14 protein-coding genes are annotated in these 11032 nt (G+C 62.1%); 4 read left to right on the forward strand and 10 right to left on the reverse strand.

Annotation, left to right across the window (positions count from 1 at the left end; genetic code table 11):
* The coding region (locus EN939_RS08130) for a DMT family transporter (RefSeq protein WP_164750913.1) at positions 1-586 on the reverse strand (586 nt) is incomplete at its 3' end.
* A gap of 45 nt (positions 587-631) precedes the next feature.
* Entirely contained in the window at positions 632-1465 is an 834-nt protein-coding gene (locus EN939_RS37940; RefSeq protein ID WP_164749112.1) for a hypothetical protein, read from the reverse strand.
* 110 nt (positions 1466-1575) lie between these two features.
* Here EN939_RS37940 and EN939_RS08145 point away from each other — a divergent pair, with 110 nt between their 5' ends.
* On the forward strand, positions 1576-2535 hold the full coding sequence (locus tag EN939_RS08145; RefSeq protein ID WP_027037936.1) for a LysR substrate-binding domain-containing protein: 960 nt from the start codon (positions 1576-1578) through the stop codon (positions 2533-2535).
* Positions 2536-2645: 110 nt separating this feature from the next.
* Here EN939_RS08145 and EN939_RS08150 read toward each other — a convergent pair whose 3' ends face one another.
* Positions 2646-3158 carry a DinB family protein gene (locus tag EN939_RS08150; protein ID WP_013532473.1) on the reverse strand — a complete coding sequence of 171 codons (513 nt, stop codon included), beginning with the start codon at positions 3156-3158 and terminating at the stop codon, positions 2646-2648.
* Between the two features lie 59 nt (positions 3159-3217).
* Here EN939_RS08150 and EN939_RS08155 point away from each other — a divergent pair, with 59 nt between their 5' ends.
* Positions 3218-3910: a glutathione S-transferase family protein gene (locus tag EN939_RS08155; protein WP_127267614.1), complete on the forward strand. Its 693-nt coding sequence runs from the start codon at positions 3218-3220 to the stop codon at positions 3908-3910.
* A 16-nt stretch (positions 3911-3926) separates the two neighbouring features.
* Here the strand turns inward: EN939_RS08155 and EN939_RS08160 are convergent, their stop codons facing one another.
* Entirely contained in the window at positions 3927-4184 is a 258-nt protein-coding gene (locus tag EN939_RS08160; protein WP_127267615.1) for a DUF2934 domain-containing protein, read from the reverse strand.
* A 372-nt stretch (positions 4185-4556) separates the two neighbouring features.
* On the opposite strand from EN939_RS08160, the gene ndk reads away from it, so the two are divergent.
* Positions 4557-4979 carry a nucleoside-diphosphate kinase gene (ndk, locus tag EN939_RS08165; protein WP_013532476.1) on the forward strand — a complete coding sequence of 141 codons (423 nt, stop codon included), beginning with the start codon at positions 4557-4559 and terminating at the stop codon, positions 4977-4979.
* A gap of 64 nt (positions 4980-5043) precedes the next feature.
* On the opposite strand, the gene EN939_RS08170 is transcribed toward ndk, so the two are convergent.
* The 6 genes from EN939_RS08170 to EN939_RS08195 form a co-directional block, all read right to left on the reverse strand.
* A complete protein-coding gene (locus EN939_RS08170; protein WP_127267616.1) occupies positions 5044-5808 on the reverse strand; it encodes a YbaY family lipoprotein in 765 nt (254 codons plus the stop codon).
* A 110-nt stretch (positions 5809-5918) separates the two neighbouring features.
* Positions 5919-6395 carry a molybdenum cofactor biosynthesis protein MoaE gene (locus EN939_RS08175; protein WP_127267617.1) on the reverse strand — a complete coding sequence of 159 codons (477 nt, stop codon included), beginning with the start codon at positions 6393-6395 and terminating at the stop codon, positions 5919-5921.
* A 1-nt stretch (position 6396) separates the two neighbouring features.
* Complete coding sequence (moaD, locus tag EN939_RS08180) at positions 6397-6654, reverse strand: molybdopterin converting factor subunit 1 (protein ID WP_127267618.1); 258 nt, start codon at positions 6652-6654, stop codon at positions 6397-6399.
* A 1-nt stretch (position 6655) separates the two neighbouring features.
* Positions 6656-7252 carry a CDP-diacylglycerol--glycerol-3-phosphate 3-phosphatidyltransferase gene (pgsA, locus tag EN939_RS08185; protein ID WP_023673449.1) on the reverse strand — a complete coding sequence of 199 codons (597 nt, stop codon included), beginning with the start codon at positions 7250-7252 and terminating at the stop codon, positions 6656-6658.
* 97 nt (positions 7253-7349) lie between these two features.
* A complete protein-coding gene (gene uvrC, locus EN939_RS08190) occupies positions 7350-9413 on the reverse strand; it encodes an excinuclease ABC subunit UvrC (RefSeq protein ID WP_127267619.1) in 2064 nt (687 codons plus the stop codon).
* The gene (locus EN939_RS08195) at positions 9410-10174 is read right to left on the reverse strand and encodes an SDR family oxidoreductase (RefSeq protein WP_127267620.1); all 765 of its coding nucleotides are present in this window, start codon (positions 10172-10174) and stop codon (positions 9410-9412) included. Before EN939_RS08195 ends, uvrC begins: the two co-directional genes overlap by 4 nt.
* A gap of 413 nt (positions 10175-10587) precedes the next feature.
* Between EN939_RS08195 and EN939_RS08200 the strand changes: the two genes are divergently transcribed.
* On the forward strand, positions 10588-11032 hold a 445-nt coding region (locus tag EN939_RS08200), incomplete at its 3' end, for an outer membrane protein (protein WP_164750914.1).

Genomic DNA, 11032 nt, shown 5'->3' on the forward strand with positions numbered 1-11032 from the left:
CCGCTGGAGTGGCCACCCGTCCCACCATGAGCGAATAGAAGGCCATGCACAGCGCTGACCCGAATGCGGCGAGATAGCCGACCAGATCGCCCTCGAACCAGGATTGGTTGCGCCCTCCCGAAATCACCAGTGCAACGCCGATGAAGCCCACCACCGCGGCGAGACCCAACAGTGCCGGACGCCGCGGATTTTCCAAGGCAATGACTGCCGCCGCGACCATCAGCGGCCAGGTGTAGGCCACCAGATTGGCCTCGATCACCGGCATCGAAGCGAAGGCGATGTATTGCAGCACCATGGTGCCGACCAGGCCGATGAAGCCGATCGCGAGAGAGATGAGCGCCGCCCCGGCGGTGACCGGTGCTACTCTTTCGCGGCTCATCAATCGGATGGCGGCGAAGACGAGTGCTGCGCCTGCAAATTGCAGGAACTGGACCTGCGAAACCGGTTGGCTGGCCAGCAGGGATTTGCCGACCAGGGCATTGGTGGACCACAACGCCACCGCACCGGCAGCGAAGACCAACGCGGATATCGAGCCGGATCCCTGCCGAAACAATCGGCATGGGACTCTATGTTGCTGTTCGACCATGATCCTGTCCGAAAACCGGTTCCGACTTTTCGGGGTCATGGTTCATTACCATGATTCCCTGGCGCCGCCCGGAACCGGTGCCTCGACGGCGGTGGGCACGGGATGCTCCGCCTCGAACCGACGATAGGCCGGCAGCTGATTGGTCCAGACATCTTCGGCCAGTTCGCTGACCCACTCACGGTCGTGGTCGTTGTCGGCGGCGAGATAGAACATTCTGTTATCGTCGACATAGGGTTTGGCCACCGAGCGCTGGTTGAGCACCAGCGTGACGCGCTCGCCGAACCGGATCGGAGCGGTGCGATGCAGGACGCCCAGGAATTGGCCGAGCGTCGCGTAGTTCATCTTGTGATCGATGCGCATGACACTGTTGCGCGGGATCTCGCGGCCGGCTTCGAGAATGGCGCGGCCGGTTTCGGAGTCGTCGCAGAAGATTTCGAGATGGCCGCCGACCAGCGGATTGCTGATCGACAGCGGAATGAGCTCGGTCACCGGAACGCCATCGCAATGCCACTCCACGGCGCCGTCGTTGGGATTCATGAAGGTGACCGTCGAGCCGACGATCGACAGCGGATAGGGCTCCAGCTTGGTGCCCGTCATGTCGGACAGCCGCTCCAGGCGCAGCTTGTCATGCAGCAATTCCTTGATCTCGGGGATGAAACGGTCGGCCCCGGTGATGAAGGTCAGATCGAGGTGCTTGTGCACGGCATGGCTGGCCTTGAGCTTCAGGGCAGCCTCCTCGATAGCTGCAAGCAGTGCCGGGTCATAGCCGTGCAGATATTGCGCGACACCGAAACTCGACACTTTCCAGGCGGTTTCATGGCCGATAATGGCTTCGCGGCTCATCGCATAACGCAGTTCGGGAATGGTATGGGCGTTCATTGTACTTCTCCAGGATGGGGGCAACACTTGGTAAACAGTCGATTAATTCACCCACCCCTGTAAAATTAGGAATGCTGGTGCTAGTGTAAGCCAAGCTTAAGGTCGAAACCGTGCGTCTGCTCAGTCAGGTCAACCTCAATTCGCTTAAAATCGTGGAGAGTGCTGCGAGGCACGGTAATTTCACGCGTGCCGGCGAAGAACAGTTTATTACCGCTTCAGCGGTCAGCCAGCGCGTGAAAAGCCTTGAGGATCAGCTTCGTTTCAAGATTTTCCAGCGCGGCGGCAATGCGGTGTCGTTGACGCCGGAGGGCGAGACCTATGTCTCGCGCGTTCGCGAGGCGCTGGAGCGAATCGTCGCCGCCAGCATGGAAGCGACCGGGCAATCGCAGGAGCATGTGCTAAAAATATCGGTGCTGCCGACCTTTGCGGCACGCTGGCTGTTTCCGCGCCTGCCGCTGTTCCAGCAGCAATATCCCGATATCGTGATGCGGGTCTCGACCTCCTACGCTACGCATGAGTTCACGGCCTCGGAATTCGATCTCGAAATCCGTTATGGCGACGGTCACTTTCACGGGCTGCAATCCGATCTGCTGTTTCGCGAAGACCTGACACCGGTGTGCAGCCGCAAGCTGTTCCACGAAGTTCTCGGCGATAAGCGGCTGTCGAAAGTGACACCGGACGACCTCAAGCACTTCACCCTGCTGCATTCCGACACCTGCACCCAGAATTGGCAATCCTGGCTTGGTTTCGCCGGCGCCAGCTTCGTGCTCAGCGAGACCAAGAGCATCTATTTCGACTCGTGCATGATGTCCTACGAGGCAGCCAATTCCGGGATGGGCTTTGCGGTGGCCAACCGTGCCTATATGGCCAGCGACATCCGCGCCGAAAGGCTGGTGGCTCCCTTCGCCGTCCACCACCCGAACACGGCTGGTTGGTATTTTGTTTCCCCGCTGAGAGGCCTTGCCGCACGCAAGGTCCAGTTGTTCAAGCAGTGGGTGATGGCGGAAGCGGCTCTGACGCAGTGCCAACTGGACAGCGAAATCAGGGGCGAGGCTTCGACGGCCGCCTGAATCTCGGGCAAGTATCCGGTGTGCCGGCTAATTCTGATGCAAAGACAATGCTGCAGCACAAAATGCAGCGATAGTAGGCGCAAGCTCTTCGACCTTCGGACGGCACCGAATCAGGCGAAAGCTCTGCCCTCCTCGGTCCGCTGAAAAAGCATCAGGTCCAACCCCAGGCTTGGCCGTCCCAGGATGGTCAGGATCGTATGCGCCTGGCCGCGATGGTGGGTCTGGTGGTTGAAGACATGATCCAGCGCCGGCGCCAGCCTTTGCGAGACGGTGCGCATGTCCGAAACGGTCATGTAGGTGAAGCGGCCCGTCAACGCCTTGTCATTGAGGCCGCCGACCCAATCGATGATCCTCCTGTCCTCGGCTTCACGCGCCGCCCGCAGGCCGGTCAACCCCCGATGCAGGATGGCATCCAGTGTCGTCGGCGCGTCGCCCTCGCCGGTGAAGCGCTTCATCCAGATCCGGTCGGCCGTCAAAAGGTGGTTGAGCGTGCCCATCATCGAGCCGAAGAAGGCGCCGACATCGCGGTTGAATTCCTCATCATCGAGTTCGGCGGCGGCATCATAGATGCGACCGTTGGCCCATTGATTATAGGCCGCAAACATCATGAAATGCTGTCTCATGGCTTCCCTCGGCTCACGTCGATGCGGGGCCTACCTAACCCGCAGGAACGCCGCCGCCAATGACCATTCTGCTCTATGATCTCGTCGGACGCGACACCACACGTCCGTTCAGCCCGCATTGTTGGAAGGTGGTGATGGCGCTTGCCCACAAGGGGCTCGACATATCAACCGTACCGACGCGCTTTCTCGAGGTGCCTGCTGTCGAGGGCGGCGTTTCGAAAACCGTTCCGGTGATCCGCGACGGCGAGACAGTCCTCGCGGATTCCTTCGATATCGCGCTCTATCTCGATGAGGCCTATCCGGACCGGCCGACGCTGTTTGGCGGTGAAGGCGGCAAGGCGATGGCGCGCTTCGTCGAACGCTGGTCGCAAGTGACCATTCATCCCTACGTGACCACCGCGGCCATCATGGACCTCCATGCCATGCAGGACGCGGAAAACGCCGTCTATTTCCGCCAGAGCCGGGAGCAGCGTCTTGGCAAACAGCTGGAGGAGGTGATGGCCGCCAGGGAGGCCGGGCTCGGCAATTTCAGAGCCTCGCTGGAGCCATTGCGCTCGACGCTCTTCCATCAGCCATTCATCGGCGGCGCGTCGCCGCTGTTCAGCGACTATATTGTCTTCGGCGCCCTGCAATGGGCGCGCATAGCCTCGCCCTACCAACTGCTCGATGACGGCGACGTGGTGGCGCAGTGGTTCGCCCGCTGCCTCGACCTGCATGGCGGTCTGGGACGAAAGGTCGCCGCCGCGGCTTGACGCCGTAAAGCAGTACTTACTTGGCCGCCTTCTTTGGCTTGCCGGCCTTCGTGGCAGCCTTTGCCTCCTTGGGGGCGGCCTTTGCCTTGCCTGCGCCAGCTGCCTTCCTGGTTGGCTTTTTGGCTGCCGACTTGCCCGTGGCGTCCTCCTGGTCGACATCGGCGGCCGCCTGATGCCAATGGCGCTCATGATGTCCAGCCGGCTGGCCCTCTTGCAGCCAGATCTGGTGCGCACGGTTGCGAATGCGTTCCTGACGATCGTCTGTCATGGTCATGGTGTCTCCATACGGCCCGACCTCAGCGCGGCGCCGACACGCGAGTATAGCAAGCAACGCGTTGCTGTGTAGCCGTCTGATCTCGGCTTCGGGAGCACAGAAAAGCGCAGCGGCCTGCCCTTCGCTATCGCTCCCTGCCCTTCGGGCGTTCAAACCCTTTGAAAGGTCCACTGGACCTTTCAATCCGCCCGAAGGCGGACCGGGCTTTCACCGTTCGTCGCTCGGAAAGCCAAGCAATTGGCTTTCCGTCCGCTTCGCGGACCATCCCTCACCCCTTTGGCCTCACCCCTTTGGCCTCACCCCTTGGCAATGGGCCGGGCGGCTTGTATAGAGCCCGCCACTCTCAATTCCATTCTCAGACAAGGACGACCCATGGCGCTCGAACGCACATTTTCCATGATCAAGCCGGACGCAACCCGGCGCAATCTCACTGGTGCCATCACCAGGATGCTGGAAGAGGCAGGCCTGCGCGTCATCGCCTCGCGCCGGGTCTGGATGAGCCGCCGCGAAGCGGAAGGCTTCTATGCCGTCCACAAGGACCGCCCCTTCTTCGGCGAACTGGTTGAATTCATGTCGTCGGCACCGACCGTCGTCCAGGTGCTGGAAGGCGAGAACGCCATTGCCAGGAACCGCGAAGTGATGGGCGCCACCAACCCGGCCAACGCCGCCGAAGGTACCATCCGCAAGGTTCACGCGCTGTCGATCGGCGAAAACTCGGTGCACGGCTCCGACGCGCCGGAGACCGCGGCAGAAGAGATCAAGTACTGGTTCTCGGACACCGAGATCGTCGGCTGAGCCGATAATCCAGACCTTGGATTACGTGAAAAGGCCGGCGTTTCGCCGGCCTTCTTCGTCGGGGTCAGCTTGCCGCGCTGAAGCGCAGGATCTCGCGGCCATCCTTGTCGACAATGATGAGCTTTCCGGCATCGACACGGTATGACGCCGCCTTGGCCAACGCATCGAACAGCGCCTTTTCCTCGGCCATCACCTCGGGCGCACAGGCCTTGTAGGTCGAGCCGATGTCCCTGATCGCGATCGTTTGGCCATCGAGTTTGGCGGTGGCGAAATAGGTGTTGCAGGGGCCGCTGCCGCCCGCCTTGCCGGCCCCGCTGACCCTGAACGTCGCTTGCGGGGCACTAATAGCGCCGATGCCGTCGATATAGTCGACCAGCCAGAGCTGGTCGAAGACGGAAGCCGTCGGCTCGGCACTCGGGGTGACCATCTTCAGCATGATGGTCTGCGGCACGTCGGCCAACGGATCGACCTGATGGCGCATATCGGAGATGAACAGCAGCTTGTCGTCGACGGTGATGCGGGCTTGCAACGCGTAAGTCATCTGCGACCGGATGACCGAAGGGTCGAATTTGATCTCGAAGCTGATCGGCACCTGGCCTGCCGGCTTTACTTGCTGCTCACCGATGATGGTGGCCGGCGCGTCGGCCAGCGACACGTCCGCCAGCTGGACGGAGAGCACGGCACTGGGCGGCAAGGCAATGCGCTCGCGATAGATCACCTCGCCTCTCACGGCCCTTTCAGCGGCAACAGACTGCTCCGGAACGGCCAATATGCCGACGACCAGAGGCACGAAACCGAAGATCAAGAACTCCGCGATCCTGTCCAGCATGACCATCTCCCTCACCCCGGGCTGCCAATGCCCCGGGCTGCCAATGCCGAGGCTGACCAATCCCGCCAATTGGCCAAAGGATTGCGGTCAATGCATGGCTGCGGCGGATCTTATTCGGACTGATACCAGCGTTGCGCGGCGTTTGCATCGGCTTCCTTGGCCTCGACCCAGCCACCCTCCGAGCCGTCAGCCCGATGCTCCTTCTTCCAGAAAGGCGCGCGCGATTTGAGATAGTCCATCAGAAAATTCGCCGCCTCGAACGCCGCATGGCGATGCGCCGAGGCTGCCACCACCAGCACGATGTTCTCGCCGGGCGCGATCTTCCCGTGGCGGTGGATGGCGGTGAGCCCCTGCAATGGCCAACGCTCGACCGCTTCAACAGCGATGCGGGCGATTTCCGCTTCGGCCATGCCGGGGTAGTGTTCGAGCTCGAGCGCTGAGAGCGCGCCCTGCTCGTCGCGGCAAAGGCCGGAGAAGGTCACCACGGCGCCGATATCGGCGCGGCCTTGCGTCAGTCTGGCGATCTCGGCGGCGACGTCAAAATCCTGGCGCTGAATGCGCACGACAGGCAAGACCGCGCCGCTCATGTCAGCCCCCGGTCATCGGCGGGAACAGCGCGATTTCGCGGGCGCCCGCGATCTTCTCGCGGTGCTCGACATGTTCCTGGTTGATGGCGACGCGGATCACGTCGGGATATTGCAGAGCGTGCTCGTAGCCATCGCCGCGCGATTTCAGCCAGCGCAGGAGATCGGTCACCGTCTCGATGCCCGCAGGCAGGTCGACATCCTCCTCAGCCATGCCGATGCGTTCGCGCACCCAGGCAAAATAGATGAGCCGTGTCGTCATCTCACTCGTCCATGATGTGCTTGAGGCCGGCGCGGAAATAATCGTAGCCGGTGTAGAGCGTGACCAACGCCGCGATCCACAGCAGAACCAGCCCGGTCTGCGTGGTCAGCGGAAAGATCTTGTCGCCGGCCGGTCCGGCCAAGAGGAACGCTATGGCGACCATCTGGATCGCGGTTTTCCATTTTGCCAACTGCGTCACCGGCACCGAGACTTTCAGCGCCGCCAGATACTCGCGCAGGCCCGAAACCAGGATTTCACGGCACAGGATGATGATCGCCGCCCACAACGACCAGCCGGCAATGCCCGCATGGCGATCGGTATCGGCGGCCAGCAGCAGCAGGCATGTGGCGACCAGCAGCTTGTCGGCGATCGGGTCGAGCATCTTGCCGATGTTGGAGGTCTGCTGCCAGGCGCGTGCCAGATAGCCGTCCAGATAATCGGTGATCGAGGCGAGCAGGAAGATGATCAGCGCCGACCAGCGGGCAAAGTCGCTCGACTTCAGATGTCCTTCGAGAAAAAAGCACAGCACCACCAGCGGCACCGCGACGATGCGGGCGTAGGTGAGCATATTGGGCAGGTTGAACGCGCGCTTGGCCATGTCTGGGAAACTCTTTCTGCCTGCCTACTCAAATCAGATGCGAATGTAGGGGGTCAACAGGCCAGATTCGACAGGCCAGATGAAAGTGCCGGATTTTTCAACTCTCGTGGAAGTGATTGTAGACCAGTTTCGCCACCTGTTCGGAAATTCCGTCGACTTTCCGCAGATCCTCGATGGCGGCGCGGCTGACCGCCTTGGCGGTGCCGAATGCCAGCAGCAATGCCCGCTTGCGGCCGGGACCGATGCCGCTGATCTCGTCGAGCGGGCTCTTGACCATCTCCTTCTTGCGGCGCGCCCGATGCGAACCGATGGCGAAACGGTGGACCTCGTCGCGCAGGCGCTGGACGAAATAGAGCACGGGATCGCGAACCGGCAGCGAAAACGAGTCCCTGCCTTTGACGAAGAAACGCTCACGGCCGGCATCGCGGTCCTGGCCCTTGGCGATGCCGATGGCCACCACCCGGTCCTCGATGCCGAGATCGGCGAGGATCTTGCGCACCGCAGTCATCTGGCCCTGGCCACCGTCGATCAGGATGACATCGGGCCAGGCCGGGAAGCTGCCGGAGATATCGTCCTCCATATCGTCCGCCGAACCATCAGCCGCATCCCCAGCCGGGACATCGCCATGCTCCTTCAGCAGCCGCGAAAAACGTCGCTCCATCACCTCGCGCATCATGCCGAAATCGTCGCCAGGTGTGATCTCGGTCGAGCGGATGTTGAATTTCCGGTACTGGTTCTTCACGAACCCTTCCGGTCCGGCGACGACCATGGCGCCGACCGCGTTGGTGCCCATGATGTGTGAGTTGTCGTAAACCTCGATGCGCACCGGCGGCTTGGCCAGGCCGAATGTCTCGGCGAAACCCGCAAGCAGGCGTCCCTGGGTGGAGGTTTCAGCCAGCCGGCGTCCGAGCGCTTCGCGGGCATTCTGCAAAGCGTTGTCGGTCAGGTCCTTCTTCTCGCCGCGCTGCGGCACGGAGATCGCGACCTTGCGGCCAGCTCGGGTGGAGAGCGCCTCGGCCAGCAGTTCCTGATCCTCGACGCCATGCGACAGAAGAATGTTCCGCGGCGTCGGCTTGTCGTCATAGAACTGCGCCAGGAACGAACCCAACACCTCGGCTGCTTCCAACGCCGGATCGGCCTTGGGGAAATAGGCGCGGTTGCCCCAGTTCTGGCCGGTGCGGAAGAAGAACACCTGGATGCAGACCTGGCCGCCTTCCTGATGGATGGCGAAGACATCGGCTTCGTCGACGGTCGCCGGATTGATGCCTTGGTGGCTCTGCACATGCGACAGGGCCGCAAGTCGATCGCGATAGATCGCGGCGCGCTCGAAATCGAGAGCTTCCGACGCCTGCTGCATGGCGGCCGAGATTTCCGTCTTCACCTTCTGGCTGCGGCCGGACAAGAAGTCCTTCGCCTCGCCGACCAGTTCCGCATAGTCCTGATGCGAGACCTCGCCGGTGCAGGGACCAGCGCAGCGCTTGATCTGATAAAGCAGGCATGGCCGCGTGCGGTTCTCGTAGAACGAGTTGGTGCAACTCCTGAGCAGGAAGGCGCGCTGCAGGGAGTTGATGGTACGGCCAACGGCACCGGCCGAGGCAAACGGGCCGAAATAATCGCCTTTGCGCGAGCGCGCGCCGCGATGCTTGTAGATGCCCGGCGAGACATGATCGCCGGTCAAGAGAATGTAGGGAAACGACTTGTCGTCGCGCATCAGGACGTTGAATCGCGGCCGCAAGCGCTTGATAAGGTTGGCTTCGAGCAGCAGCGCTTCGATCTCGGTGCGGGTGACGACGAACTCCATCGTCGACGTCTCACGCACCATGCGGCCGATGCGGGTGGTGTGGAAGCGGCCTTGCGCGTAGTTGGTGACGCGCTTCTTCAGGCTGCGCGCCTTGCCGACATAGAGCACATCGCCGGCAGCGTTCATCATGCGGTAGACGCCGGGCGCGTTGGGAAGCCGCTTGACCAGCGTCTGGATCACCTCGGCGCCGATCATGCCTTCCGCGTCGCCGGCATGCGGGGTCCAGTCGATGGCGGTGAAGGCGACATCGGGACCGACGGTTTCAACGATCTCCTCGACCGCCTCGTCCTCGAGGTCGATATCGGGGGGCAGATCGTCGGCGCCGCCGCGCGGCTTGCTTTTGTGGTCTACAGGACTCATTCCGTCATGCCTGTCACATCGGGCGTCTGCCATGCAAGATGCTGGCCGCCATCAAGCGCGATCATCTGGCCGGTGACCGAGCGCGCTTCCCAGAGATAGCGGATCGTGGCGCCGAATTCCGGCAATTCCGGGCCGCGCTTGAGGACCAAGCCATCCACCTGTGCGGCAAAATCGCTGTCGTCCTGACGCGCGTTCTTCAGTGTCGGCCCCGGGCCGATGGCATTGACGCGGATGCTGGGGCCGAGCGCTTGCGCCATCATCTGGGTGGCCGTCCACAGCGTCGACTTGGACAGCGCATAGGAGAAGTAGCGCGGCGTCGGACGCCAGACGCGCTGGTCGATCATGTTGACGATCAGGCCCTCCTGCCCTGCCGGCAACGCCCGGGCGAAATTCTGCGCCAGCAGCGCGGGCGCTTTCACATGGACGGCAAAGTGCCGGTCCCAGGCCCGCCAGTCGAAATCCCGAACCGAATCGTCCTCGAACAGCGACGCATTGTTGACCAGCAGCGGGATGGGTCCGAGCGCTGCTTGCGCCTGGCCGACAAGATCGTCGACGGCGTCCATATCGGTCAGGTCGGCGGCGACCACGGCGGCGCGGCCACCTCCGGCGATGATTTTGGCAGCCAACGTATCGGCCTCGATGCGCGAGCGGTTGCAATGGATGGCGACGGCAAAACCGTGCGCGGCGAGATCCTCGACGATCGCCCTGCCGATCCGCCTGGCCCCGCCCGTCACCAGCGCCGTGACAGTGGCTTTGCTCATATGGTGTCAATCCTCAATTTCGGCCCGAAAAAGCGGTGCCGGCGAAATATGGCCCGGCATGCGTTAAATGGTGTTCGCACCTTGGGCAGCATTGTGGCGAAACGGCCGTTTGGACATCCCGGCCCGCCCTGGACTCGGGCGCGCACGACCGCAATATAGGGTGCTGGAGTCCTTGCACCAAGCGGTGTGCAGCGCAGCATGGGATGGTTCCTGCCATTTCGCTGTTGCGAAGATGCAACGTCAAGGTTCTGCCTCATTCGTGCCGGGGAATGACCCAAGTTCAGGTTCGCTTCAGCCGCATTTTGACACGACATTTGGAACCGACGAACGCCAGATCCGTTTCACCCCCCGGACGGGTAGATGGCGATCGTGAGAAACAAGCCTGTGTCCTGTGGCTTAAGGAGTAAAGAACAATGCAAGCCAATCTCAAATTCGCACGGCCGCTGGCCGTTGCGCTTGGGCTCTTCGCCCTCAGCGGAACTGCCTATGCTGCTGACGTGGTTTCGGAAGAGCCGCCGGCACCTGCGCCGATCGCTGAACTTCCGGTCGCTTCGTGGGCCGGCCCCTACGCCGGTCTCAACGTCGGCTATGGCTTCAGCGGCCGGACCAAAGAAAAGGATTTCGACGTTGAAACCGATACCAAGGGTTTCGTCGGCAGTGTCTTCGGCGGCTACCAGTGGCAGCAGGAGAACTTCGTCTACGGCGCTGAAGCCGAACTCGGCTACAACGGCGTCAAGGGCGACGACAACGGCATCGACTCCAAGGCCGGCTTTGAAGGTTCGCTGCGTGCCCGTCTCGGCTACGCGGTCAGCCCAGAAATCCTGCTCTATGGCACCGGCGGTCTCGCCGGCAGAAGCC

This window comes from Mesorhizobium sp. M7A.F.Ca.CA.002.05.1.1 (genome assembly GCF_003998335.1).
Lineage (GTDB): Bacteria > Pseudomonadota > Alphaproteobacteria > Rhizobiales > Rhizobiaceae > Mesorhizobium.

What these genes read in the sequence shown, in the direction of transcription:
- EN939_RS37940 (WP_164749112.1), bottom strand. Translation starts at nt 1,465, where the DNA reads ATGAACGCCCATACCATTCCCGAACTGCGTTATGCGATGAGCCGCGAA.
- EN939_RS08150 (WP_013532473.1), bottom strand. Translation starts at nt 3,158, where the DNA reads ATGAGACAGCATTTCATGATGTTTGCGGCCTATAATCAATGGGCCAAC.
- EN939_RS08155 (WP_127267614.1), top strand. Translation starts at nt 3,218, where the DNA reads ATGACCATTCTGCTCTATGATCTCGTCGGACGCGACACCACACGTCCG.
- EN939_RS08160 (WP_127267615.1), bottom strand. Translation starts at nt 4,184, where the DNA reads ATGACCATGACAGACGATCGTCAGGAACGCATTCGCAACCGTGCGCAC.
- ndk (WP_013532476.1), top strand. Translation starts at nt 4,557, where the DNA reads ATGGCGCTCGAACGCACATTTTCCATGATCAAGCCGGACGCAACCCGG.
- EN939_RS08170 (WP_127267616.1), bottom strand. Translation starts at nt 5,808, where the DNA reads ATGCTGGACAGGATCGCGGAGTTCTTGATCTTCGGTTTCGTGCCTCTG.
- EN939_RS08175 (WP_127267617.1), bottom strand. Translation starts at nt 6,395, where the DNA reads ATGAGCGGCGCGGTCTTGCCTGTCGTGCGCATTCAGCGCCAGGATTTT.
- moaD (WP_127267618.1), bottom strand. Translation starts at nt 6,654, where the DNA reads ATGACGACACGGCTCATCTATTTTGCCTGGGTGCGCGAACGCATCGGC.
- pgsA (WP_023673449.1), bottom strand. Translation starts at nt 7,252, where the DNA reads ATGGCCAAGCGCGCGTTCAACCTGCCCAATATGCTCACCTACGCCCGC.
- uvrC (WP_127267619.1), bottom strand. Translation starts at nt 9,413, where the DNA reads ATGAGTCCTGTAGACCACAAAAGCAAGCCGCGCGGCGGCGCCGACGAT.
- EN939_RS08195 (WP_127267620.1), bottom strand. Translation starts at nt 10,174, where the DNA reads ATGAGCAAAGCCACTGTCACGGCGCTGGTGACGGGCGGGGCCAGGCGG.